This is a genomic window from Betaproteobacteria bacterium (assembly GCA_016720065.1).
Taxonomy (GTDB): Bacteria; Pseudomonadota; Gammaproteobacteria; order Burkholderiales; family Rhodocyclaceae; genus SSSZ01.
Map to the genome: position 1 here is coordinate 2586858 of JADJXY010000002.1, position 23652 is coordinate 2610509.

Sequence of the window (23652 nt, forward strand, 5' to 3'; positions counted from 1 at the left end):
GCACGGGGTCGGGCGGACGCCTGGTCACAGGAGCATCAGCACGACTTGCGCGAGCAGAATCGCCACCAGGGGGGAGAGGTCTATCCCGGAGAAGGTCGGCAGCACTTTGCGGATGGGCGCCAGGAAGGGTCGCGTCAGTTGATTGGCGGGGCCGGCCAGGGGCGAATAGGGATTGACCCAGGACAGGACGGCCTGGACGATGAGGACGCCGATGAGCAGATAGACGGCGAGCCGCAAGGTGCCGCGCAGCGCCGCCCACAGAATGGCGAGGACGAGATCCAGGCCGTCGCCGGGCAGCACGCGACCCAGGAGCCCGAAGAGGAGACCGGCAACCAGGGCCTGGAGCGCCAGGGCGGCGACCAGACTGGCCAGATCCAGCCCGAAGAGGCCTGGAATCACCCGGCGCAGGGGACGCACCGCCCAATCGGTGAGGGTGACGACGAAATGGCCCACGGGGCCGGAGAAGCTCACCCGGAAGGCCTGCATGGCGAAGCGCAGAAGAAAGAGTGCCCCAAAGAAGCCCGCCAGGGCATCGGCCAAAAAGACAAGAATCTGGGCGGCGAGGTTCATTCCGCCCCCAGAAGGTCGCCGAGCTCCCGCCCCCGGGCAGCAGCAGCCCGCGCACCCGCCAAAATGCCGGCCTTGACGCCGGCCTCCGCCATGACGCGCAGGGCCGCTTCGGTGGTGCCGCCCTTGGAGGTCACGCGCTCGCGCAGGGTCGCTGCCGAAACGTCGGATTGGGCCGCGAGCCGCGCCGCCCCCAGAACGGTTTCGATGGCCAGACGCGCGGCATCGTCCGCGTCGAAGCCTTGCTCCCGCGCCGCCTCCTGCAGGGCTTCGATGAAGAGAAAAACGTAGGCCGGTCCGCTGCCGGAAACGGCGGTGACGCCGTCCATGCGCGCCTCGTCGTCCACCCACAGGGTGCTGCCGACGCTCTTCATGACGCGCTCCGCCGCCAGACGGCCGACTTCATCCACCTCGGGCAGGGCAACCAGCCCCGTGACGCCGGCGCCGATTAGCGCCGGGGTGTTGGGCATGGTCCGCACCAGCCGCCGGTAGCCTCCCAACCAGCGCGAAAGGGTCTCCAGGCGCAGGCCGGCAGCGATGCTGAGCACCAGTTGTTCGTGCAGATGCCGCTTCAACGGCTGGATGGCCTCCCGCATCTGCTGCGGCTTGACGGCCAGGACGACGAGGTCCGCCGCCCAGGTCCGGGGCTCCGCTTCGCCAAGACAGCTCACTCCGTAGTTGCGACGCAAGGCCTCGCGGTTGTCGGCATTGAGCTCGACGACCCGGATGTCTTCGGCGGCAAAGCCCTGGTCCAGCATGCCGCCGATGAGGGCATTGGCCATATTGCCGCCGCCCAGGAAAGTGATCTTCATGGTTCAAATCTCCGGTTGGATGGCCCCGCTGCGCCCCCCCCGGCGGGGGAGCGCCAGGCACGAGACCCCAGGGCGCAGGCGTGGATCATCAATTTCTTTGGCCGAAAATCGCCGTGCCGATGCGTACCAGGGTGGCGCCTTCGGCCACGGCCGCTTCCAGATCCTGGGACATGCCCATGGACAGGGTATCCAGTTCCAGGCCCCGCTCGCGCAGCGTGGCGAAGAGGCCTCTGAGAACGGCAAATTGCGCCCGCTGCCGGACCCCATCGTCGCTGGGCTCCGGAATGGCCATCAGGCCCCGCAGGCGGAGTCCGGGCAGGGCAGCCACGCGGCGACAGAGGACCTCGGCCTCCTCCGGCGCACAGCCGCTCTTGCTGGCCTCGCCGGAGACATTGACCTGGACGCAGGCCTGGAGCGCCAGCAGGGACGCGGGCCGCTGGGCGGAGAGCCGCTCCGCCACCCGCAGGCGGTCGATGGAATGAACCCAGGCGCAACGCTCGGCCACGGGCCGCGTCTTGTTGGCCTGGAGCGGCCCGATGAAGTGCCACTCCAGGTCGAGGGAAGCGAGGGCATCGATTTTCTCCACCGCCTCCTGCACATAGTTTTCGCCGAAGGCCCGCTGTCCGGCGAGGGCTGCTTCCCGCACCCGCGCAGCGGGCCAGGTCTTGCTCACCGCCAGGAGGGAAATCTCGGCCGGATCGCGCCCGGCCGCCCGGGCGGCCGCGGCGACCCGCTCCCGGACAGCTTGCAGGTTGGTAGCGATGTCGCTCATAATCCTTTGGAATTCGGCCCCCAGAGCAGTATACACGCGCCCCGAGGACATCTTTCCATGGACATTACCGAACTCCTGGCTTTCGGCGTCAAGAACAAGGCTTCCGACCTCCACCTGTCTTCCGGCCTGCCGCCCATGATCCGGGTTCACGGCGACGTGCGGCGCATCAACCTGCCGCCCATGGAACACAAGGACGTCCACGCCATGGTGTACGACATCATGAACGACGGCCAGCGCAAGACCTATGAAGAGACGCTGGAATGCGACTTCTCTTTCGAGATTCCCAATCTGGCGCGCTTCCGGGTCAATGCCTTCGTGCAGCACCGGGGCGCCGGCGCGGTCTTCCGGACCATTCCCTCCAAGGTGCTGACCCTGGAGGACTTGAACGCTCCCAAGATTTTCAAGGAAATCTCCGAGTTCCCGCGCGGCATCGTTCTGGTGACCGGCCCCACGGGTTCAGGCAAGTCCACCACGCTGGCGGCGATGGTCAACCACGTCAATGAAAACGAGTACAGCCACATCCTCACGGTCGAGGATCCCATCGAATTCGTCCATGAGGCCAAGAAGTGCCTCATCAACCAGCGCGAAGTCGGCCCTCACACCCTGTCCTTCAACAACGCCCTGCGTTCGGCGCTGCGGGAAGACCCGGACGTGATCCTGGTGGGCGAAATGCGCGACCTGGAAACCATTCGCCTCGCCCTCACCGCTGCCGAAACCGGCCACCTGGTTTTCGGCACCCTGCACACCTCGTCCGCCGCCAAGACGGTGGACCGCATCATCGACGTCTTCCCTGCAGCGGAAAAGGAAATGGTGCGCGCCATGCTGTCCGAATCGCTGCGCGCCGTCATCTCCCAGACGCTCCTGAAGACCAAGGACGGCGGCGGCCGGGTCGCCGCCCACGAAATCATGATCGGCACCCCGGCCATCCGTAACCTCATCCGCGAAGCCAAGGTGGCGCAGATGTACTCCGCCATCCAGACCGGTCAGTCCCTGGGCATGCAGACCCTGGACCAGAATCTCACCGACCTGGTGCGGCGCAACGTGGTGTCCTCGGCCGAAGCCCGCACCAAGGCCGCCAACAAGGATGCCTTCCCGGGGTAGAGCGCCCGGGTCACGAGGCAAGGTCGAGGCCGGCGCCGACAGGACTTAAGCAGGGAAGGCTGGCCGCTGGCGCGGCCAAGACCGCATCATTGAGCGAGGACGGATTATGGAACGCGATCAGGCAATGAAATTCATGCACGACCTCCTGCGTCTCATGTCGCAGAAGAAGGGGTCGGACCTGTTCATCACGGCGGGATTTCCGCCGGCCATCAAGATCGACGGCAAGATCACCCCGGTGTCGAATCAGGTGCTTTCACCCCAGCACACGACGGAACTGGCACGTTCCATCATGAACGACCGTCAGTCCGCAGAATTCGAGGCCACCAAGGAATGCAATTTCGCCATATCGCCCTCGGGCATCGGCCGCTTCCGGGTCAATGCCTTCGTGCAGCAGGCCCGGGTCGGCGTCGTCTGCCGCACCATCAACATGACCATCCCCACCCTCGACGACCTGGGGCTCCCCCCCATCCTCAAGGATGTGGCCATGACCAAGCGCGGTCTGGTCATCTTCGTCGGCGGCACCGGCACGGGCAAGACCACGTCGCTGGCGGCTCTGGTCAATTACCGTAACGAAAACAGTTACGGCCACATCATCACCATCGAAGACCCCATCGAGTACATCCACGACCACAAGAACTGCATCGTCACCCAGCGCGAGGTAGGCGTCGATACGGACGACTGGGGCCCGGCCCTGAAGAACACCCTGCGCCAGGCGCCGGACGTCATCCTCATGGGCGAAATCCGCGACCGCAACACCATGGATTACGCCGTTGCCTTCGCCGAAACCGGCCACCTCTGCCTCGCCACCCTGCACGCCAACAGTTCCAACCAGGCCATCGACCGCATCATCAACTTCTTCCCGGAGGAGCGACGGCAGCAACTTCTCATGGATCTGTCCCTCAACATGCGAGCTATGATCTCCCAGCGTCTGCTCCCGAAAAAAGATGGCAAGGGCCGAGTGCCGGCCATCGAGATCATGCTCAATTCGCCGTTGATCTCCGACCTCATCTTCAAGGGCGAGATCCACGAGATCAAGGAGATCATGAAGAAGTCGCGGGAACTGGGCATGCAGACTTTCGACCAGGCCCTCTTCGACCTCTTCGAAGCCGGCCGCATCAGCTACGAGGATGCCCTGCGCAATGCCGACTCCCTCAACGACCTGCGGCTCCAGATCAAGCTGCATGGCAAGGAGTCCAAGGACAGGGACTTGACCACGGGCATCGGGCACCTGGATATCGTCTGATCCCTGCGCACGGGCTCGCCAATACGTCGTGGGCCACGCACCGCACTCCTCACCGTAGCTCCGCTACGGTCTCGCCGCTGCACCACGTGCTGCCTACCGCTGATTTCGCCTATGGGCCGGCACTGTCGTCACTTCCCGCTTTCGGCTTGCGGTTGCTCCCCGCCACCATGCGGATTTCGTACAACCGGCATTCCAGGGCGCCGTTGTAGAGGGGGGTCTTGCGGCTGGGCTTCAAGCCGACCCCCTTGGGGAGCCGCGTGTCGGCGGTGAAGAAGAAGCAGTTCCAGCCGGACCAGTGCTTTTTCAGCGCACTGCCCAGCCGGGGGTAGAAGGCGGCCAGCTCCTCCTGTTCGCCGATGCGCTCGCCGTAGGGCGGGTTGGCGACGAGAATGCCCGTTTCGGCAGGTTTTTCCAGGTTCAGGAGGTCGGCGCCGGCGACCTGGACCCCGTTGCCCAGACCCGCTTCCAGCAGATTTCGCTTGCTGGCGCGGACGGCGCGCTCGTCACAGTCGCTGCCCCATAGAGGCATGGGCCGGACGGGCAGGCAGCGCGCCTCGGCCGCACTGCGCAAGGTGCTCCAGGCCAGGGCATCGAAGGAAGTCAGCTTCTCGAAGGCAAAGGACCTGCCCAGACCGGGAGCACGATCGAGGGCCATCTGGGCGGCTTCGAGGAGAAAGGTGCCACTGCCGCACATCGGGTCCACCAGGGGTGTTCCCGGCTGCCAGCCGGCCAGCTTGAGAATTCCGGCCGCCAGATTCTCCTTCAGGGGCGCCTCCACCGAAGCCTGCCGCAGCCCCCGCTGCCAGAGCGGCGCCCCGGAGGTATCCAGATATAGCGAGCACTCGCTTTCGGTCAGATAGGCATGAATACGGACATCCGGCTCCCGCGTCTCGACGCTGGGCCGCTCGCCACCCTGGGTGCGGAAGCGGTCGCACACGGCGTCCTTGACGCGCAGGGTAACGAAATCGATGGATTTGAGGGGCGAGCGCGTGGCGGTGGTCACCACCCGGATCGTCCGGGTGACAGGAAAATACGCGGGCCAGCGCTGGGCCAGGGCGAGGCGGTAAATGTCCTCTTCCCGCGTGTAGGGCGCCCGGGCAACGAAGCACAGGATGCGGGTAGCGAGGCGCGATTCCAGGTTGGCGCGGTAGCAGACCGGCCAATCCCCGGCGAATTCGACCCCCCCGGCCGCGGCCTTGACCTGCAAAGCCCCGAGGGCGGCCAGTTCCTCGGCCAGAAGGTTTTCCAGACCCCGGGGGCTGGTGGCGAAGTAGCGGTTCATCAGAAGGGTTTGAGAACGACGAGAAAAACGACGGCAAAGAGCACCAGGACCGGCATTTCGTTGTAAAAGCGAAACCACACGTGACTGCGACCCTCACGTCCGGCCCGAAAAGCCTTGAGCAGCACGCCACAGTGGGCGTGGTAGCCGATCAGCAAGGCGACCAGGGCCAGCTTGGCGTGCATCCAGCCGCCGCCGATGCCGTAACCCAGCCAGAGCCACAGCCCGAAGATCAGGGCCAGAACTCCCAGAGGCGTCATGAAGCGGTAGAGCTTGCCAGCCATGAGGAGCAGGCGCTCCCGCTCGGCGACGCTCTCCGCCGGCACCAGGGCGAGATTGACGTAGATGCGCGGCAGGTAGAACAGGCCGGCGAACCAGGCTACCACCAGGGCAATGTGCAGGGCTTTGACGACCAGCATCAGGGCAGGCTCCTCAACACGCTATCGACCGTGGGCGAGGCCAGACGCAGTCCCAGCTCGGCCTTGAGGCGGCGGTTGCCGATGCGGCGCGACTCCCGCAGAAAGGACATCTGCACCGGAGTAAGCACCTGCTCTGCCTGGGCGCGGCTGACCCGGGGCGGCCGAGGCAGTCGGAGCGCATCGGCGACCCGGTCGAGGAAGTCGCCCATGGGCAGGTCGGTATCGTCGACCACGTTATAGATCCGATTGGCCCGCCCCCGCCCCAGGGCGGCGCAGCAGGCCCGAGCCAGGTCGTCGGCGTGGATGTGATTGGTATGGACATCCTCCGCCGGCGCCAGAGCAGGGCTTCCCGCCCGCAGGCGATCGGCCGGCAAGCGTTCCGCCGCATAAATCCCCGGGGCGCGCAGGAGGGCGACCCGCACACCGCTGTGCCGACCGAAGGCGCGCCAGACGCTTTCCGCATCGGCCCGCCGCTGGGCCCGGGCGTTACGGGGGGCGATGGGCCGGGTTTCATCGATGGGCGCCCCCCCGCAATCGCCGTAAACCCCTGTGGTGCTTACGTAAACCAGGGCCCGTGGTAGACTCCTGCCCCTTGCGAGAACCGCCGCCAGATGGCGGCTGCGGGCATCTCTGCTGCCCTCGGAGGGCGGGGGCGCCAGGTGGATGACGTAGTCGGCCAGACCGCTCAGGCGATCGAGACTCGCTCTGCAGTCCAGGTCTCCCAGCACGGGAATCGCCCCGGCCGCGCGCCAGGCGGTGGCTGAGGCCGGATCCCGCACCAGGGCGAAGACCCGGTAGCGGCCGATCAGCCAGGGAAGGGCGCGGCGGGCCACGTCCCCGCTGCCCACGATCAGGACTTTTTGCACCGCGGCATTCTAGCCGACAGGAGAACAGATGAGCTACCGCATCACCGTCCAGCCCAGCGGCAAGAGTTTCGCAGCCGACGACGACGAAACCGTGCTGGCGGCCGCCCTGCGCCAGGGCTTGCTGCTGCCCTACGGCTGCCGCGACGGGGCCTGCGGCTCCTGCAAGGGCAGGCTGGTTTCCGGCAGGGTGGAAGACGGCAAGGCTCAGTCCCAGGCCCTGACCGAGGCCGATCGGGCCGCCGGCCTCACCCTGTTCTGCTGCGCCCGCCCCCAATCGGACCTGGTCATCGAATGCGCCACACTGCGGACGGCGAGCGACATCCCGGTCAAGACCCTGCCCGCCCGCATCGAAAAGCTGGAGCGTCTGGCCCCCGACGTGATCGAACTGCACCTGCGCCTGCCAGCCAGCGAACGTCTGCAATTCCTCGCCGGGCAGTACGTCGACATCCTGCTCAAGGACGGCAAGCGGCGCAGCTTCTCCATGGCCAACGCGCCCCACGACGACGCCTTCCTGCAATTGCACATCCGCCACGTGCCCGGCGGCCTATTCACCGACCAGGTCTTCTCGACGCTCAAGGCGCGGGACATCCTGCGCCTCAACGGCCCCCACGGCAGCTTCACCCTGCGGGAAGAATCGGACAAGCCGATGATCCTGCTGGCCGGTGGCACCGGCTTCGCCCCCTTGAAGAGCCTGATCGAACACGCGCTTCACGAAGCTTGCCAACGCCCCATGGTGCTCTACTGGGGTGCCCGGGCAGTCGTCGATCTTTATCTCGCCGATCTTCCCCGGCGCTGGGCGGCGGAGCACCCGCACTTCCGCTACGTCCCGGTGCTCTCGGAGCCGCAACCGGAAGACGCCTGGGCCGGCCGCACTGGCCTCGTCCATCAGGCCGTGATGACCGACTTCCCCGACCTCTCGGGCCACGAAGTCTACGCCTGCGGCGCCCCCGCCATGATCGACGCCGCCCGCCGGGATTTCACCGCACGCTGCCGCCTGCCGGAAGAAGCGTTCTTTTCCGACGCCTTCACCTTCTCCACCTGACAAGCATGGTCGGCAATACCTTCCGCCTGGCGAAAGGCGCTTCCCCACCCGGTTGCCTCACCCCTGCCCCGTTTCTGACACCCTCGAGGCAGGCTGTTTTCCCGCCTTTCGCGAACGCCTCGTAGTCAGGCAGAAAGTGGGCGTTACCGCCCGAGCAGGCGGGCGACTGCATCCATCTGCCCGTGTTCGAAGGCCGGGGCAAAGTCATCCAGTTCCGCGGGGAGCACGCCCACTTCGCCACTGAGAGCTATCGTCCGCCAGCGCGCCACGGCCCCATGCACTTCTCCCAGTACGGCCAAAGCCCGGGTTTCGTCCAGGCCGAAAGTCGCAGCCCGCGCCAGCAGCATCGCCACATCCGTGATCGGCCCATCCTCCTCGGAAAGCCAGGTCTTGGATTCACGATCCTTCTCCGGAAAGGGATTGATGTCGAAAGCGGGTGCCAGGCGCCACTGGCCATGGGCCACATGCAGGAAGCCGTGGTTCTGCAGGTGATCGTCTACATTGGTGATCAACAGGTTGAACGCCAGTCGGCGCCAGAGCTGTCGCAAGTCCTGCGGGGCGGCCGCCTTGTGTGGCTGGTGTCCCGGCAACAGTTGCAGGTCCGCCGACACGTTGAAGCGCTCCCGGCCATCCAACCAGCCCGGGTCATAGGAATAGACCGTGTGCTCGCGCCGTCCCTGGCGGAAATACACGAGCGAACCGAGCGGCAGACCAGCCCTGCCGATGGAGACGCGTCTGACGCCGGATCGCGGCGTCGCCCGCTCTCACAGCGCCCCCGAAGGCGCCGGCTTGCGCCGCACGCGCTTGGGCAGGCGCTCGTCCATCAGCGCCAGACCGATGTCGTCACTGGCGGTGTCCAGGAGGTTCTCCAGGGCCTGGATTTCGCCAAAGACATGCAGCGCGCGGGCAAAAAAGTGGATTGGCACCCGCCCATCGCCTTTCTCCATGCGCCGCACGGTAGACAGGGACGCGCCCATGCGCTCGGCCAGGGAGGCCTGAGAGATGTGGCGCCGGCGACGCGCCAGGGAGATATCCGTGCCGAACTTCCGGATGGCCCGTTCGATGGGCAACGGAATCGGGAAGTCCATTTCCAGCAATCCCTTGAGAAGGGTCAAGGAGCGTAAGAATCTCTATGAGGGAGATTGTATAGAAGCCCTGGGGATTTGCACATAAACGTTCCCAACAGGACGTTTATGTGAGTTAAAGCCTCCGAACAGGGCGTTAATCTGCACAAAGCCGAGCCACCCTGTGTCCTGCGCCCGTCAGCGCTGCCAGGCGCAGCCGCGCAGGATTTCGCCGGCGACGGTGAGGCTGGCGGTCCAGCCGAAGACTGCGTCGCTGCCGCGGTCGCGGCAGGATTTCTGCTCGAAGCGCCAGGCAATGGGGGGTTCTCCCGTGCCTTCATAAACGCTCAACTGCGCGGTATCGCGGGAACCTTTATAACCCAGCCGCTGTTCCGGACGCCCGGGACGCTTGAGCAGGAGCGCGTCACCGCCTGCCGCCAGGGTCCAGGCAGCAGGCTCTGAACCCGCCGCACGCCAGGCCTCGTCTGGCCCACCCGAGGGCTGGCAGCGCCCGTCGGCCCGGGCCAGGTTGAGGCCGGTCACCTTGAGGGCGATGCCTTCCAGGGTGCCCCAGAGTTCGACGTAGAGCTTCTTGCCCGCCCCCAGACCGACGCTCTCCAGGGCCGCGGTGACCGTCGCGCCGGGGGAAATGTCGTCCACCAGGGCGTAGCTGCGGTCGCGGCAGGGGGCGAAGACCAGCTTGCCTTCCTGTTTCATGAGCAGACCCGAGGCCAGCTTGGGGCCGGAGGGAGGCGGTTCCGCCGCCAGGGCAGACAGGGGAAGAAGGGCAAGAACAAGCGACGAAATCAGGAAGCGGGCCATGGCGTGCAATCGGTAAGGACAACGGGGAATTGTGGAGCGAAAGCGGGGACGCTTCCTTGACCCGGGTCGGGTTTCACTCGCCCAGGTAGGCGGCACGCACCCGGCTGTCAGCCAGGAGATCGCCGGCCGGGCCATTCAGGGTGATCTCGCCGCTTTCCAGGACGTAGCCGCGGCTGCTCGTTTCGAGCGCCAGTTTGGCATTCTGCTCCACCAGCAGGATGGTCATGCCTTCCTGGGCGACGGCCCGGACGACTTCGAAGATCTTCTGCACCATGAGGGGCGCCAGGCCCATGGAGGGCTCGTCGAGGAGCAGGAGGCGCGGCCGGCTCATCAGCGCCCTGCCGATGGCCAGCATCTGCTGCTCGCCACCAGAGAGCGTGCCGGCCAGTTGTCCGGCGCGCTCCCGCAGGCGGGGAAAGAGGTCGTAGATACGCTCGCTGTCCTCCGCGACGGCGGCGCGGTCGCGGCGCACGAAGGCGCCCATGGACAGGTTCTCGGCCACGCTCAGGCGGGGAAAGACGCCGCGCCCCTCGGGGACCAGGGCGATTCCCTTTTCCACCAGGCGGTGCGCTGGCAGCCGCGTCAGATCCTCGCCCAGGAAGCGGACGCTCCCCCCGGCCGGGTCCAGGAGACGCGCCAGGGCCTTGAGGGTACTGGTCTTGCCGGCGCCGTTGGCGCCGATCAGCGCGACGGTCTCGCCGGCGGCGACGTGGAAGGTGATGCTGCGCACGGCCCGGATACCGCCGTAGGCGACCGACAGGCCCGTCACCTCAAGCAAGGCTGCCTCCCAGGTAGGCCTCGATGACCGCCGGGTTCTTCTGCACCACCGCCGGCTCGTCCTCGCACAGCAGACGGCCGTAGTCCAGCACCGCGACCCGGTCGCACAGGCCCATGACCAGTTTGACGTCGTGCTCGATGAGCAGCACCGTGGTCCCATCCCGGCGGATGCCCTCGATGAGGAGTCGCAATTCCTCGGTCTCGGTGGCGTTCATGCCCGCTGCCGGCTCGTCCAGGCAGAGCAGGCGCGGGTCGGTAGCCAGGGCACGGGCGATTTCCAGGCGCCTCTGGTCGCCGTAGGCAAGATTCTTGGCCAGGTCGTCGGCCCGGTCGGCGATGCCCACGTAGTGGAGCAACTCTTCGGCCCGGCGGCAGATGGCATCCTCTTCCTGGCGCGTCGCCCGGGTGCGCAGGATCGCCCCGAAGACCCCTGCCTGAGTGCGCACATGGCGGCCCACCATGACATTCTCCCGGGCGCTCATGTTGGCGAAGAGGCGGATGTTCTGGAAGGTGCGGGCAATGCCACGCTCGGCGGCCCGGTGGGGGGCATTGGCGGCCAGGGCCGTGCCGCAAAAGTCGAAGCCCCCGGCGTCGGGCACGTAAAGCCCGGTGAGACAGTTGAAAAAAGTGGTCTTGCCGGCGCCGTTGGGGCCGATGAGCCCATAGATTTCCCCTGCGTGGATGGTGAGGGAAACGTCGTCGAGGGCCTTGACCCCGCCGAAGCGCTTGCCCACCCCCCGGGCAGCGAGGAGCTTCGCGGCCATCAGGAATCCTGTTCCGCCAGTTCGCGCCGCCGCTCCGGAGAAGGCCACAGGCCGGCGGGCTTGAGGCGCATGACGAGAACCAGGGCGAGGCCGAAGATGAGCATGCGCAGGCTTTCCGGATCGATCAGCACCTTGCCGAACAAGGCCTGCTGCAGCGGTCCGACGCCGTAGCGCAAGACTTCGGGCAGCACGGTGAGCAACACAGCCCCCAGGATCACGCCGGGGATGTGGCCCATGCCCCCCAGCACGACCATGGCCAGGACCATGACCGATTCGATGAGGGAAAAGCTCTCGGGCGAAACGAAGCCCTGCATGGCGGCGAAGATGCCCCCGGCGATGCCGCCGAAGCTCGCCCCCATGGCAAAGGCGAGCAATTTCACATTGCGGGTGTTGATGCCGACAGCCCGGGCGGCCACCTCGTCCTCCCGGATGGCCTGCCAAGCGCGCCCGATGCGCGAATGTTGCAGGCGCAGATTGACCACGATGACCCCCAGGGCCAGGACGACCAGGAGGAAATAGAGTTTCTGCGGCCCGCTCAGGACGATGCCCAGGATTTCACTGTTGCCGCTGAAGCGGAACCCGCCCAGGGTCAGGGGATCGATGAGGGTGATGCCTTGGGCGCCGTTGGTGATATTGACCGGAGCGTTGAGGTTGTTGAGGAAGATGCGGATGATCTCGCCGAAGCCCAGGGTAACGATGGCCAGATAATCGCCGCGCAGCTTGAGGGTAGGCGCCCCCAGGGCGACGCCGAAACCGCAGGCCAGCACGGCCCCCAGGGGAAGGATGGCCCAGAAGGGCAGATGCAGGCCGAAGTGGGGACTGGCGAGCAGGGCATAGAGATAGGCGCCGACGGCGTAAAAGGCGATGTAGCCCAGATCGAGCAGGCCGGCAAAGCCGACCACGATGTTGAGCCCCAGGGCCAGAAAGACGTAGAGGATGGCGAAATTGACGATGCGCACCCAGGCCTGCCCGCCCAGGGCGGCGACGAAGGGCAGCGCCGCCAGGGCGATCGCCACCAGCACCAGCCCCATCAGGGGCCGCGGCGCCAGCCAGGACTTGCCCATCAGGCCCGTTCCCCGGTCTTTTCGCCGAACAAGCCGGCGGGACGGAACATGAGGACGCCGATGAGGACCAGGAAGGCGAAGATGTCCTGGTAGTGACTGCCCAGGAAGCCTCCGGTCAGGTCACCGATATAGCCCGCCGCCAGGGCCTCGATGATGCCCAGCAGCACCCCGCCGGCCATGGCGCCGCCCAGATTGCCGATGCCGCCCAGGACGGCGGCGGTGAAGGCCTTGAGGCCGAGCATGAAGCCCATCTGGTAATGGGCGATTTCGTAATAGGCGCCCACCAGCATGCCCGCCACCGCCCCCAGGGCGGACCCGATGACGAAGGCGGCGGCGATGACCCGATCCACCGGCACCCCCATGAGGCCGGCCACGGCAGGGTTCTGGGCCGTGGCACGCATGGCGAGGCCCAGGCGGGTGCGATAGACGAGGAAGAGCAAACCGACCATGGTGAGGGCCGACACGGCCACGATCATCACCTGGACGGCAGTGAAATGGGCTCCCGCCAGCTCGAACTGGGCCTTGGGCGCCACCGCCGGGAAAGTGAGGTAATTGCGCCCCCACACCAGCATGGCGACGTTCTGCAGCACGATGGACATGCCGATGGCCGTGATCAGCGGCGTAAGGCGTGGCGCATGGCGCAGGGGCCGGTAGGCCACCCGCTCCAGGCCCCAACCCAGGGCCATGCACACCAGGATCGCCGCAAGAAGCCCCCCCAAGCCGGCCGCCGCCGCTGGCACGCCGGCCTGAAGCAGAAGCCCGGCCACCGTCAGGGTGACCAGGGTACCGATCATCACCACTTCCCCGTGGGCGAAGTTGATGAGCCCCATGATGCCGTACACCATGGTGTAGCCCAGGGCGACCAGGGCGTAGATGCTGCCCTGGACCAGGCCATTGACGAGTTGCTGAAGAAGGATTTCCACAACGGACGGGGGCGGCGAGGGCGACGTCCAGCCGGCGGCGCCTTCGCCCCTCCCGGGATCCGCTTACTTCTTGTCCACCGCGGCCTTGGCGGCCTCGGCACCGGCCTTGACGGCGTCTGCCCCGGCCTTGACGCCTTCCTTGGCCATATCCTTGGCCGCCTCACCCACGGCCTTGGCGGCTTCCTTCACTTCGGCGACGGCTTCCTTCACTTCTGCCTTGGCTGCCTCGACCGGGCTGCCCCCCAGGGTCTCGACGTATTCGAGCTTGCCTTCCTTGAACTGGTACATGGAAATGGCGCCGCTCTTCAGGTCGCCCTTGTCGTCGAATTCGATCTTGGCCGTGACGCCCTCCTGGCTGGTCTTGCCCACTTCCGCCAGATACTTGCCGGGCTCGACGGAATTGGCCCGCTGCATGGCACTGACCATGACCATGACCGCATCGTAGACGTAGGGGGCGTAGAGCTGGATTTCGGCATTGAACTTCTTGCCGTAGGCGTCGCGGAAGGCCGGACCCTGGGCGAGTTTTTCCAGGGGCATGCCGGGCAGGGAACAGTGGTTGCCCTCGCTGGCCGGGCCGCCCAGCTTCATGAATTCCGGCGTGCACACGCCATCGCCGCCCAGGAATTTGGCCTTGAGGCCCAGTTCCTTCATCTGCTTGACCAGGGGACCGCCCTGAGCATCCATGCCGCCGTAGAAAACCAGTTCCGCCTTGGTGGACTTGATCTTGGTGAGGATGGCCTTGAAGTCGGTGGCCTTGTCGTTGGTGTATTCAGTGGCCACGATCTTGATGCCCGCGCCTTCGACGGCTTTGCGGAATTCGTCGGCCAGCCCCTGGCCGTACGCGGTGCGGTCATCGACGATGGCTACGGTCTTGACGCCCTGCTTGGCGGCGAATTCGCCCAGGGCCTTGCCCTGCTGGACATCATTCGCCATGACCCGGAAAGCGGTGGCAAAACCCTGCTGAGTGTATTTGGGATTGGTGGCGGAACCGGAAATCTGGGGAATGCCGGCGTCGAAATACAGCTTGGAGGCCGGGATGGTGGTGCCCGAATTGAGGTGACCGATGACCCCATTGACCTTGGCGTCGATCAGCTTCTGGGCGACGAGGGTGCCCTGCTTGGGATCGGCCTGGTCGTCCTCGGCCAGGAGTTCGAACTTGACCTTGGCGCCGCCGATTTCCAGACCCTTGGCGTTGAGCTCGTCGATGGCCTGACGCGCGCCGTTTTCGTTGTCCTTGCCCAGGTGGGCCTGGGGGCCCGTCATCGGCGCCACATGGCCGATCTTCACCGTCACCTCCGGCTTGGCGACCGGAGCAGGCGCAGGTGCCGGCGCGACCGGCTTGGGCTCCTCTTTCTGGCCGCAGGCGGCCAGGACGAAACAAGAGGCAACAACGGCGGCGACCGCCGACAGCTTGCTGGGAATCATGACCACTCCTGACAGGGGCTTTGAACAAGCCGACGATTCTCGCGGCGGGCCCGGCGACTGTCAATCGCCGCCCGCGTCCCGGAGGCCGTGTTCCGGCGGGGTGGAAGAGTGGTAGTATCCCCCGAATATGCTGTCGGGGAAGTTGGCCTGAGGGGACACTGAATGATGCGAAAACTCGTTTCGCGCGTGCGCAAGTTTTTCTACGTGCTCAGCCGCCGGCTGATCGCCATTCTGCCGCGCAAGCGCCGCTTCGAGGTCTTCCGTTCCATGGTCGATTGCGATCCGGCGCCCAGCGAGCGCCTGGTGCTCAAGATCGCCGACACCCAGGAAGAACTGGAAGCCTGCTTCTCCCTCCTGCACGACGCCTACGTCAACAGCGGCTTCATGACGCCCGACCCGTCGGGCATGCGCGTCACCATCTACCACGCCCTGCCCACCACCACCACGCTGTGCGCCAAGATCGACGACCGGGTCGTAGGTACCATCTCGCTCATCCGCGAGAGCGCCCTGGGTTTCCCTTTGCAGCGCATTTTCGACCTGACGGGCGTACGGGCCAAGGAAGGCAATATCGCCGAGGTTTCCGCCCTGGCGGTGCACCCCAAGTTCCGCCGCACCGGGGGAAGCATCCTCTTTCCCCTGATGAAGTTCATGTACGAATACTGCACGACCTTCTTCGACACCCGGCATCTGGTCATCGCGGTGAATCCGCGCCACATCGAGATGTACGAGTCCCTGCTCTTCTTCCAGCGCCTCACGGCCAACGTGGTCGAGAATTACGACTTCGTGAACGGTGCCCCGGCGGTGGGGGCGGCCCTGGATCTGAAGACGGCGCCGGAAACCCTGCGGCGGGCCTATAGCAAGAAGCCGGGCCGGCGCAATCTTTACGCTTACTTCATCGAGAACAAGCTTCCCAACATCCAGATGCCCCACCGGCGCTTCTACACCACCAACGACCCGGTGCTGACGCCCGCACTGCTGGACTACTTCTTCAACCAGCGCACCCGGGTCTTCGCCTCCCTGAGCGACCGCAAAAAGGCGCTCATGCATTCGATCTACGACATCCCGGAATATCGCGCCGTCCTGCCCAATTCGCCCCTGCGCGACGACGGCAAGGATATCCGGCGCCACGAGCGCTTTTCCGTGCGCTGCCCGGGACGCTTCAGCCTGGTGCACGACGATGGCCGGATGGAGAAGGTGAATCTCGAGGTCGTCCAGGTCTCCAACTACGGGTTCCAGGCGCGCACCCAGGACGTTCTGGCCCTCGATGTCTGGGGCGAGGCCACCATCCATCTGGGGCGTGACGAAATCTCGGTCATCCAGTGCATGGCGGTACGCGACCGGGGCAATGGATTTTTCGGCTTCAAGCTCGGCGAACCCGACCTCATCTGGCGCAAGTTCGTCAGCGCCCTCTACGCCGGCGTCACCCATAACGACATGGACAACGCCACCGCCTTCCTGCGGGGCTGAACGCCCCCCCGTCGGAACACTCCAAGCCGGTAGAACCCCCGCCCCGGCCTCGGCGCCGAGAACAAGCCCTTGCACCGCCGGGCCGCAGCCTTTGGAGACTGGCATGAGCGATCCATCCCTGGCTTCCCTCCTGGCCCGCCCCGGGACGACCGGCTCCCTCGACGACCGATACACCACCCTGGGGGGCCGAGCCTTTCTCACCGGAATACAGGCCCTGGTCCGCCTGCCCATGCTGCAACGCTTGCGGGACGAGGCCGCCGGCCTCGATACCGCGGGCTTCGTTTCCGGCTACCGCGGCAGCCCCCTGGGGGGCCTCGACCTGGCCCTGGGCCGGGCGCAGGAACACCTCGCCGCGCACCGCATCGTTTTCCAGCCGGGCATCAACGAGGATCTCGCCGCCACCGCCGTCTGGGGCACGCAGCAGGTGGGCCTTTTTCCCGGCGCCCGGCACGCAGGAGTATTCGCTCTGTGGTACGGCAAAGGCCCCGGAGTGGACCGCTGCGGCGATGTTTTCCGCCACGCCAATGCCGCCGGAAGCGCGCGCCATGGCGGGGTATTGGTGGTGGCGGGCGACGACCATGCCGCCAAGTCCTCGACCCTGCCCCACCAGACCGAACACATCTTCAAGGCGGTGATGATGCCGGTGCTCTATCCGGCCAATGTGCAGGAGTACCTGGATTTCGGTCTGCACGGCTGGGCCATGAGCCGCTACTCCGGTTGCTGGGTGGCTTTCAAGGCCCTGGCAGATACGGTGGAGACCTCGGCTTCGGTCCAGGTGGATCCCCTGGCGCTCAGCATCGTCGAGCCCACCGACTTCGAACTGCCGCCCGATGGCCTCAATATCCGCTGGCCTGACCCGCCCCTGGTCCAGGAGGCGCGGCTGCTCAACGTCAAGCTTTACGCAGCCCTCGCCTACGCCCGGGCCAACGGCCTGAACCGCCTGGTCATCGACAGCCCCCGTCCCCGCCTGGGCATCCTCACTGCCGGCAAGTCCTATCTGGACGTGCGCCAGGCCCTGGACGAACTGGGCATCGACGATGCCCTGGCCGCCGCCATCGGTCTTCGCCTCTACAAGGTCGGCATGGTCTGGCCGCTTGAACCCGACGGCGTGCGGCGCTTCGCCGAGGGCCTGGAAGAAATCCTGGTGGTGGAGGAAAAGCGGCAACTGCTCGAATACCAGTTGAAGGAAGAACTCTACAACTGGCGCGAGGACGTGCGCCCCCGCGTCATCGGCAAGTTCGACGAAAAGGGCGAGTGGGCCCTGATGCCCGATGGCTGCGGCCACCTGCTGCACGGCGACTGGCTCCTGCCGGCCTCGGGCGAACTTCCGGTGGCCACCATCGCCCGGGTGATCGCCGCGCGCATCGGGCGCTTCTTCACCTCCCCGACCATCGAGGCGCGCCTGGCCCTCATCGCCGGCAAACAGAAGAGCGGACCTCAAGCCCTCACACTGGCCGAGCGCAAGCCCCACTTCTGCTCCGGCTGCCCCCACAACACCTCGACCCGTGTTCCGGAAGGCTCCCGCGCCGTGGCCGGCATCGGCTGTCACTACATGGCCACCTGGATGGACCGCCGCACCGCCACCTTCACCCACATGGGCGGCGAGGGCGTGCCCTGGGTAGGACAGGCGCCCTTCACCAGCACGCGCCACATTTTTGCCAACCTGGGGGACGGCACCTATTTCCATTCCGGGCTGCTCGCCATCCGCCAGGCAGTGGCAGCCGGGGTATCGATCACCTACAAGATTCTCTACAACGACGCGGTGGCCATGACCGGCGGCCAGGCAGTGGACGGCCAACTGTCGGTGGGGCGCCTGACGCGGCAGTTGCAGGCCGAGGGCGTCGGCCGCATCGTCGTGGTGAGCGACGACCCGGAAAAATACGCTGGGGTGCATGATCTCGCCCCGGGCGTTCCCGTCCGCCACCGGGACGATTTCGATCAGGTGCAACTCGAATTGCGGGAAGTCTCCGGCGTTTCCGCCCTGATCTACGACCAGACCTGCGCCACCGAGGCCCGCCGGCGACGCAAGCGGGGCCGCATGCCGCCGCTCACCGCGCGGGTGTTCATCAACGCCGACGTCTGCGAAGGCTGTGGCGACTGCTCCAGCATTTCCAACTGCCTCGCCGTCGTGCCCCTGGAAACGCCTCTGGGACGCAAGCGGGCCATCGATCAATCCGCGTGCAACCTGGATCTGTCCTGCCTCAAGGGCTTCTGCCCAAGTTTCGTCACCCTGCAAGGCGCCCGCCCCCGCCACGGCCGCGCCCTGGATGCGGCCGAGGACCAGCTTCCGCCCCTCCCGCCCCCCACTCCACCCACCACGCAGGAGCCCTACAACCTCCTGATCACCGGCGTGGGCGGCATGGGGGTCATCACCCTGGGCGCCCTCGTCGGCATGGCCGCCCACCTGGACGGCAAGGGCGTCTCGGTCCTCGACATGACCGGGCTGGCCCAGAAATATGGGGCCGTGTTCTCCCATCTGCGCATCGCCGACCGGCCCGAGGACATCCACGCCGCCCGCATTGCCACCGGGGAGGCCCATGCCATCCTGGGGGGCGATCTGGTGGTCACCGCCGGCAGCGAATCCCTGGCCAAGATGCTTGCCGGCCAGACCCTGGCGGTGGTCAGTTGCAGCGAGACACCCACCGCCGAATTCACTCGCGACCCGGACTGGGCCTTTCCCCTGGACGGCATGCGCCAGCGCATTGTCGAAGCGCTCGGACCGGGCCGGGCCGATTTTATCGACGCCCGGCACCTGGCCACCACGCTGATGGGCGACGCCCTCTACACTCATATGCTGCTCCTCGGCCATGCCTGGCAGAGGGGTCTGGTCCCGGTCTCCTACCCGGCCCTGAGGCGCGCCATCGAATTGAACGGCGCCACCGTGGAGGCCAACTTGCGGGCTTTCGCCTGGGGCCGTCGCGTGGCGGCGGACCCGGAATCGGTGCGTCGCCTGGCGGGCTCCCTGGACGATGCCTCAACGCCGGAGCCCGAACTCGCGGCGCTCATCGACGAGAGGGCACGCTTCCTGGCGGCCTACCAGAACGAAGCCCTGGCCCGCCGCTTCCGCGAAGGACTGGCGCCGCTCGTCGCCCTGGGCGACGCCGCCCTCGCCCGTGCCGCTGCCGTCCAGTACGCCCGCCTCCTGGCGGTGAAGGATGAATACGAAGTCGCACGCCTGTACGCGGAAACGGACTTTCTTGCCCGGCTCGATGCGAACTTCGAGGGGCCCTACCGCCTCAGCTTCCACTTTGCACCGCCGTTCCTCGCACGCCTTGGGCCGGACGGGCGCCCCCGCAAACTGCGCTTTGGACCCTGGATGCTCCCGCTCCTGCGGGGACTCGCCCGACTGCGCGGACTGCGCGGAACGTTTTTCGACCTCTTCGGCAGGAGTGCCGAACGACGCCGGGAGCGGCAACTGATTGCGGATTACGAAGCCGACCTCGACCTCCTGGCCACCTCTGCGGAGGCCGACGCCGCCACCCGCTTCGAACTTGCCAACTGGCCCGCAAGCGTGCGCGGTTTCGGCCCCGTCAAGGAAGCGACGCTCGCCCCGGCCGCCGCCCGCCGCGCGGCCGCCCGAGCGCGCCTGGGCAGTTGAGGCCGGGCACGCGCTCCGCGGCGCCTCCGCCCCCCCCGATATAGAATTCGCCTTTTGCGCCGCCCCCTCCCCTTGTCCTCCTCCCCTTCGCGCCAACTGGCCCTCCAGGCCGCCGCGGCCATCGTCGTGCTCTCGCTGGCCTGGCCCTATTTCGGCCTGCGCGCCGAGACCATGCCCTGGCTTGGAACCAGCCTTTGCATCGGTGGCGTCGCCGGGCTGCTTGCCCTCCTGTCACGCCAGGCCTGGTGGTGGTGCGCCATCCATACGGCCTTCATGCCCCTGGCCTGGGCCGTGTACGGCCTCGCCCTCGACCCCCTGGTGTTTCTCGCGGCCTTCATGCTCCTGCTCCTCGTCTATCGGGGGGCCGTCACCGAGCAGGTGCCGCTCTACCTGAGCGGCCGCGACACCGTCGCCGTGCTGGCCGACGTGCTATCCGCCCGTCCGGCGGGACGCTTCGTCGACCTGGGAGCCGGACTGGGAAGCACGCTGCTGCCGCTGGCCCGCGCCTTCCCCGCCTGGCAATTCCGGGGCTGCGAAAATGCCCCCGTCACCTGGCTCGTCGGCCGCCTGCGCTGCCGCGGCAGGACAAACATCGATTGGCGCTGGGGCAACCTCTGGCAGGCCCCCCTCGACGATGTCGATCTCGCCTACGCCTTCCTTTCGCCGGCCCCCATGGCCGAGCTCTGGGAAAAGGTCCGTCGTGAAATGCGGCCCGGCAGCCTCTTCGTAAGCAACAGCTTTCCCGTCCCTGAGGTGGAAGCCGCGCAGGTCATCGAGGTTCCCCATTCACCCCGCCGCCTCTACTGCTACCCCATCCCGGAACCTGCGCGGTGAAACGCCCGGAAACCCTAGCCCTCCTGGTGGCCCTGCTGGGGTCGGGGGTAGTCCTGGCCGCCTTCGTGGTGAACCTGGGCTTTTCGCGGGAGCGGGAGCTGGAAACCTCGCGCCAGCGTTTGCAGCATGTGGCCACCGTCGTCGCCGACCACTCGGCCCGCAGCCTGGACGCCGTCGACATGCTGCTCAAGGATCTGTCCCAGGATCTGGCCGGCAGCCGGAACAACTGGCAGGACTGGGACGCCGACCGGGCCTGGTCCTTTCTGTCGCAGCATCACCTCCAGTCCTTGCCGCAATTGCGGGAAGTCGCCCTGTTCGACGAAACGGGGCAGCAGCGCCTCCTGTCGGGGGTTTTCCCCGCCCCTGCCCTCAACGAGCGCGAACGCCCGTTTTTCCAGGCCCTGTTGGGGGGCAGCGCGGCGGTCACTTTCGGTCCCTTCATGGCACGCACCTCGGGCCGCTACACCTATGGTCTGGCGCGCCGCCTGACCGACGGCAGCGGCGGCTTCGCCGGCGCGGTGGCAGCCCACATCGAACCCGCCTATTTTCCCGATTTCTGCTGGGCCAACCGCATGGCGGAGGAATTCGAGGCCGTCCTCATCAACGCCAGGCGTCTGGTGGTCGCCTCCTGCCGCCCCGCGGATGCGGCCGAGCAGGCGTCCATCCTGGGCGCGGATGCCGCCACCCTTCTGGGCGGCGGCGCGCTGCGCGAGGCCTGGCCTGAGTCCGGCTCGGGCTCGGTGGCGGGATTCGAACTGGTCTCCGTCGCCGTCCCCAATTACAGCGACCTGCGCGTCGTGGTCCTCCTCCCCCGCAGCGCCATCCTCGCGCCCTGGACGCGCCGCGCCTGGGAGTTCGGGCTCTTTGCCGGCCTGGTCGTCGCCGTCCTCCTGGCAGGCGGTTGGCTCGTTCGGCGTCAGGTACGGGAAATGTCCCAGTTGACTGCAGCCCTGGACGAGAACCGGCGCCATCTCGAGGAACGCATTCAGGAAGCGACGGCCGAACTGGCCTTCAAGAAGGAAGAGGCGGAGCGCGCCAGCACGGCAAAGAGCCGCTTCCTCGCCGCCGCGAGCCACGACTTGCGCCAGCCCCTGCACGCCCTGTCCCTCTTTGCGGCGGACCTTCAGCGGCAAGTCCGCAGCGGCAGCACGGGGGGCCTGGAGCGGGTTTCAGACCAGATCGCCACCAGCACCAGCGTGCTGGGGGAACTGCTGGATTCCCTGCTCGACGTTTCCCGGCTCGACGTCGCAGGGATCAAGACCGAGATCACCCCCTTCGCCGTCCAGGCGGTCTTCGACCGCCTCGCGGCCTCCTACCGCCGGCCGGCCCAGGCCAAGCGGCTCGCGCTGAAGTTCCGTCCCTGTCGCCGCTTCGTGCTGTCGGACATGACCCTGGTGGAGCGGCTCCTGGCCAACCTGATTTCCAACGCCATCCGCTACACGCCGGAAGGCGGGCGCGTTCTGGTGGCAGCGCGCTTTCAGGGCGACACCCTGCGCATCGAAGTACGCGACAACGGCATTGGCATCGCACCCGAGCACCAGGCGGCGATCTTCGCCGAGTTCTACCAGGTCGGCAACCTGGCCCGGGAGCAGAACAAGGGGCTGGGCCTGGGCCTTTCCATCGTCGACCGCCTGGCCCACGCCCTGGAGGCGCCGATCTACCTGCGCTCCGAACCCGGCGCGGGGACAACCTTCGGCGTGGCCCTCCCGCTGTGCGCCCCCGGTCTGGCCCCCGAGCAGCCGGAGTCCCCTCCCGAGCGCCGCCCGCGGCTCTTCGTCTTTGGCCGCAGCGAGGCCCTCGACGGTGCCTTGCGGCTGGCGACCACTTGGGGCTGGGAACCGGTCCAGGGCGATCCGCTTTCCGGACAGGACGATCTCTTCCAGAACCCTGCGGTGGTCATCGCCGACCGGGCCGCGGCCACCCTCTTCGCCGACCGCTTTCCCGACTTTCGCCGCCTGATCGCCGTCACCGACGGCCACGAACCCGCGCCGGTGGGGAGTTACGTCCTGGCCGCTCCGATCCGCCCGGCAAAACTGCGGGCGCTCCTGGAACAGCTTCAGAAAACCGAGTCGAAGTCGACTCCGTAACGGGCCACCGCCACCAGGGCCTGGGTGCGGCTGGTGACGCCCAGGGCCTTGAACACGGCGGTGGCATGAATCTTCACCGTACCTTCGGAAAGATCGAGCTGGTCGGCAATATCCCGATTGGAATGGCCTCGCACCATGAGCGCCAGAACCTGTGCCTGGCGATCGGTCAGGCCGATTTCCTCGGGACGCACACCGCCCTTCTTGGGTGGCGGCAGGGGCTGGGCATCGTCGAGCTTGGGGGTTTGCCCGGGGGCATCGGGACGCACGATGTTGCCCGCCAGCACCTCCCGAACGGCACCCAGCAGGGCCTCCCCGGTGTAAGCCTTGGGAATGAAGCCCGAGGCCCCGTGGTTCATGACCCGGGTCACCGTGGGAACGTCGTCGAAGGCGGAAACCACCGCCACGGGAATGGCCGGATGACGCTTGCGCAAAATATCCAGGCCGGAAAAACCGTCGATCCCGGGCAAGGCAAGGTCCAGCAGAACCAGATCGAAATCCTGCTCGGCGTCGAGAAGCTGGAGTGCTGACTCGAAATCCGCCCGTTCGACCACCGCGACGCCTTCCTCCAGCCCCGCAAGCAACCGTGCCAGCCCTTCGCGCACCAGCGCGTGGTCCTCCACCACGAGCAACTTCAGCATGTCATTGTCCCGACCCCGTTTTTGTTAATCTAGCATTTTACGCGCCGCGCCGTCAGTCAAGTAGTTTAAGATTTCTCACTGAACATCA

22 protein-coding genes are annotated in these 23652 nt (G+C 66.7%); 7 read left to right on the top strand and 15 right to left on the bottom strand.

Annotated elements, in window-relative coordinates:
- Positions 1-24: 24 nt before the first annotated feature.
- From IPM73_15370 to IPM73_15380, 3 genes are all read right to left on the bottom strand, one after another.
- Positions 25-570, bottom strand: a complete 546-nt coding sequence (locus tag IPM73_15370; protein MBK8919381.1) for a YggT family protein — start codon at positions 568-570, stop codon at positions 25-27.
- The gene (locus IPM73_15375; GenBank protein MBK8919382.1) at positions 567-1379 is read right to left on the bottom strand and encodes a pyrroline-5-carboxylate reductase; all 813 of its coding nucleotides are present in this window, start codon (positions 1377-1379) and stop codon (positions 567-569) included. Before IPM73_15375 ends, IPM73_15370 begins: the two co-directional genes overlap by 4 nt.
- Before the next feature lie 88 nt (positions 1380-1467).
- Complete coding sequence (locus tag IPM73_15380) at positions 1468-2151, bottom strand: YggS family pyridoxal phosphate-dependent enzyme (GenBank protein MBK8919383.1); 684 nt, start codon at positions 2149-2151, stop codon at positions 1468-1470.
- Between the two features lie 57 nt (positions 2152-2208).
- Here IPM73_15380 and IPM73_15385 point away from each other — a divergent pair, with 57 nt between their 5' ends.
- Both IPM73_15385 and IPM73_15390 read left to right on the top strand, forming a co-directional pair.
- Positions 2209-3252, top strand: a complete 1044-nt coding sequence (locus IPM73_15385) for a type IV pilus twitching motility protein PilT (GenBank protein ID MBK8919384.1) — start codon at positions 2209-2211, stop codon at positions 3250-3252.
- A 106-nt stretch (positions 3253-3358) separates the two neighbouring features.
- Positions 3359-4495 carry a PilT/PilU family type 4a pilus ATPase gene (locus IPM73_15390; protein ID MBK8919385.1) on the top strand — a complete coding sequence of 379 codons (1137 nt, stop codon included), beginning with the start codon at positions 3359-3361 and terminating at the stop codon, positions 4493-4495.
- Between the two features lie 109 nt (positions 4496-4604).
- Here IPM73_15390 and IPM73_15395 read toward each other — a convergent pair whose 3' ends face one another.
- From IPM73_15395 to IPM73_15405, 3 genes are read right to left on the bottom strand one after another with little or no spacing between them, the layout of a single operon-like run.
- Positions 4605-5777, bottom strand: coding sequence for a class I SAM-dependent RNA methyltransferase (locus tag IPM73_15395; protein ID MBK8919386.1), 1173 nt, complete (start codon positions 5775-5777; stop codon positions 4605-4607).
- Entirely contained in the window at positions 5777-6193 is a 417-nt protein-coding gene (locus tag IPM73_15400) for a CopD family protein (GenBank protein MBK8919387.1), read from the bottom strand. The genes IPM73_15395 and IPM73_15400 overlap by 1 nt, the downstream gene beginning before the upstream one ends.
- A complete protein-coding gene (locus tag IPM73_15405; GenBank protein ID MBK8919388.1) occupies positions 6193-7059 on the bottom strand; it encodes an SDR family oxidoreductase in 867 nt (288 codons plus the stop codon). The genes IPM73_15400 and IPM73_15405 overlap by 1 nt, the downstream gene beginning before the upstream one ends.
- 28 nt (positions 7060-7087) lie before the next feature.
- Here IPM73_15405 and IPM73_15410 point away from each other — a divergent pair, with 28 nt between their 5' ends.
- Positions 7088-8101: a CDP-6-deoxy-delta-3,4-glucoseen reductase gene (locus tag IPM73_15410; protein ID MBK8919389.1), complete on the top strand. Its 1014-nt coding sequence runs from the start codon at positions 7088-7090 to the stop codon at positions 8099-8101.
- A 143-nt stretch (positions 8102-8244) separates the two neighbouring features.
- Here IPM73_15410 and IPM73_15415 read toward each other — a convergent pair whose 3' ends face one another.
- The 8 genes from IPM73_15415 to IPM73_15450 form a co-directional block, all read right to left on the bottom strand.
- On the bottom strand, positions 8245-8826 hold the full coding sequence (locus IPM73_15415) for a HipA domain-containing protein (protein ID MBK8919390.1): 582 nt from the start codon (positions 8824-8826) through the stop codon (positions 8245-8247).
- 39 nt (positions 8827-8865) lie between these two features.
- The gene (locus IPM73_15420; protein MBK8919391.1) at positions 8866-9189 is read right to left on the bottom strand and encodes a helix-turn-helix transcriptional regulator; all 324 of its coding nucleotides are present in this window, start codon (positions 9187-9189) and stop codon (positions 8866-8868) included.
- Between the two features lie 174 nt (positions 9190-9363).
- Entirely contained in the window at positions 9364-9987 is a 624-nt protein-coding gene (locus tag IPM73_15425; GenBank protein MBK8919392.1) for a hypothetical protein, read from the bottom strand.
- A 73-nt stretch (positions 9988-10060) separates the two neighbouring features.
- Complete coding sequence (locus IPM73_15430; protein ID MBK8919393.1) at positions 10061-10765, bottom strand: ABC transporter ATP-binding protein; 705 nt, start codon at positions 10763-10765, stop codon at positions 10061-10063.
- Positions 10758-11528 carry an ABC transporter ATP-binding protein gene (locus tag IPM73_15435; protein ID MBK8919394.1) on the bottom strand — a complete coding sequence of 257 codons (771 nt, stop codon included), beginning with the start codon at positions 11526-11528 and terminating at the stop codon, positions 10758-10760. Before IPM73_15435 ends, IPM73_15430 begins: the two co-directional genes overlap by 8 nt.
- Complete coding sequence (locus tag IPM73_15440) at positions 11528-12592, bottom strand: ABC transporter ATP-binding protein (GenBank protein ID MBK8919395.1); 1065 nt, start codon at positions 12590-12592, stop codon at positions 11528-11530. Before IPM73_15440 ends, IPM73_15435 begins: the two co-directional genes overlap by 1 nt.
- Complete coding sequence (locus IPM73_15445; GenBank protein MBK8919396.1) at positions 12592-13515, bottom strand: branched-chain amino acid ABC transporter permease; 924 nt, start codon at positions 13513-13515, stop codon at positions 12592-12594. The genes IPM73_15440 and IPM73_15445 overlap by 1 nt, the downstream gene beginning before the upstream one ends.
- Before the next feature lie 63 nt (positions 13516-13578).
- On the bottom strand, positions 13579-14940 hold the full coding sequence (locus IPM73_15450; protein ID MBK8919397.1) for a branched-chain amino acid ABC transporter substrate-binding protein: 1362 nt from the start codon (positions 14938-14940) through the stop codon (positions 13579-13581).
- Positions 14941-15102: 162 nt separating this feature from the next.
- Between IPM73_15450 and IPM73_15455 the strand changes: the two genes are divergently transcribed.
- From IPM73_15455 to IPM73_15470, 4 genes are all read left to right on the top strand, one after another.
- Positions 15103-16407, top strand: a complete 1305-nt coding sequence (locus IPM73_15455; GenBank protein ID MBK8919398.1) for a GNAT family N-acetyltransferase — start codon at positions 15103-15105, stop codon at positions 16405-16407.
- 103 nt (positions 16408-16510) lie between these two features.
- Positions 16511-20005: an indolepyruvate ferredoxin oxidoreductase family protein gene (locus IPM73_15460; GenBank protein ID MBK8919399.1), complete on the top strand. Its 3495-nt coding sequence runs from the start codon at positions 16511-16513 to the stop codon at positions 20003-20005.
- Positions 20006-20077: 72 nt separating this feature from the next.
- Positions 20078-20839 carry a class I SAM-dependent methyltransferase gene (locus IPM73_15465; protein MBK8919400.1) on the top strand — a complete coding sequence of 254 codons (762 nt, stop codon included), beginning with the start codon at positions 20078-20080 and terminating at the stop codon, positions 20837-20839.
- Positions 20836-22926 (top strand): hypothetical protein, encoded by a 2091-nt coding sequence (locus IPM73_15470; GenBank protein MBK8919401.1) that lies wholly within the window; start codon positions 20836-20838, stop codon positions 22924-22926. Before IPM73_15465 ends, IPM73_15470 begins: the two co-directional genes overlap by 4 nt.
- Here the strand turns inward: IPM73_15470 and IPM73_15475 are convergent.
- Positions 22896-23564, bottom strand: a complete 669-nt coding sequence (locus IPM73_15475) for a response regulator transcription factor (protein ID MBK8919402.1) — start codon at positions 23562-23564, stop codon at positions 22896-22898. The genes IPM73_15470 and IPM73_15475 overlap by 31 nt on opposite strands.
- Between the last annotated feature and the right edge of the window lie 88 nt (positions 23565-23652).

Excerpts from the sequence above, each read along its gene's own strand:
- IPM73_15370 (MBK8919381.1), bottom strand. The coding sequence starts at position 570 with ATGAACCTCGCCGCCCAGATTCTTGTCTTTTTGGCCGATGCCCTGGCG.
- IPM73_15375 (MBK8919382.1), bottom strand. The coding sequence starts at position 1,379 with ATGAAGATCACTTTCCTGGGCGGCGGCAATATGGCCAATGCCCTCATC.
- IPM73_15380 (MBK8919383.1), bottom strand. The coding sequence starts at position 2,151 with ATGAGCGACATCGCTACCAACCTGCAAGCTGTCCGGGAGCGGGTCGCC.
- IPM73_15385 (MBK8919384.1), top strand. The coding sequence starts at position 2,209 with ATGGACATTACCGAACTCCTGGCTTTCGGCGTCAAGAACAAGGCTTCC.
- IPM73_15390 (MBK8919385.1), top strand. The coding sequence starts at position 3,359 with ATGGAACGCGATCAGGCAATGAAATTCATGCACGACCTCCTGCGTCTC.
- IPM73_15395 (MBK8919386.1), bottom strand. The coding sequence starts at position 5,777 with ATGAACCGCTACTTCGCCACCAGCCCCCGGGGTCTGGAAAACCTTCTG.
- IPM73_15400 (MBK8919387.1), bottom strand. The coding sequence starts at position 6,193 with ATGCTGGTCGTCAAAGCCCTGCACATTGCCCTGGTGGTAGCCTGGTTC.
- IPM73_15410 (MBK8919389.1), top strand. The coding sequence starts at position 7,088 with ATGAGCTACCGCATCACCGTCCAGCCCAGCGGCAAGAGTTTCGCAGCC.
- IPM73_15420 (MBK8919391.1), bottom strand. The coding sequence starts at position 9,189 with ATGGACTTCCCGATTCCGTTGCCCATCGAACGGGCCATCCGGAAGTTC.
- IPM73_15425 (MBK8919392.1), bottom strand. The coding sequence starts at position 9,987 with ATGGCCCGCTTCCTGATTTCGTCGCTTGTTCTTGCCCTTCTTCCCCTG.
- IPM73_15435 (MBK8919394.1), bottom strand. The coding sequence starts at position 11,528 with ATGGCCGCGAAGCTCCTCGCTGCCCGGGGGGTGGGCAAGCGCTTCGGC.
- IPM73_15440 (MBK8919395.1), bottom strand. The coding sequence starts at position 12,592 with ATGGGCAAGTCCTGGCTGGCGCCGCGGCCCCTGATGGGGCTGGTGCTG.
- IPM73_15450 (MBK8919397.1), bottom strand. The coding sequence starts at position 14,940 with ATGATTCCCAGCAAGCTGTCGGCGGTCGCCGCCGTTGTTGCCTCTTGT.
- IPM73_15455 (MBK8919398.1), top strand. The coding sequence starts at position 15,103 with ATGATGCGAAAACTCGTTTCGCGCGTGCGCAAGTTTTTCTACGTGCTC.
- IPM73_15460 (MBK8919399.1), top strand. The coding sequence starts at position 16,511 with ATGAGCGATCCATCCCTGGCTTCCCTCCTGGCCCGCCCCGGGACGACC.
- IPM73_15475 (MBK8919402.1), bottom strand. The coding sequence starts at position 23,564 with ATGCTGAAGTTGCTCGTGGTGGAGGACCACGCGCTGGTGCGCGAAGGG.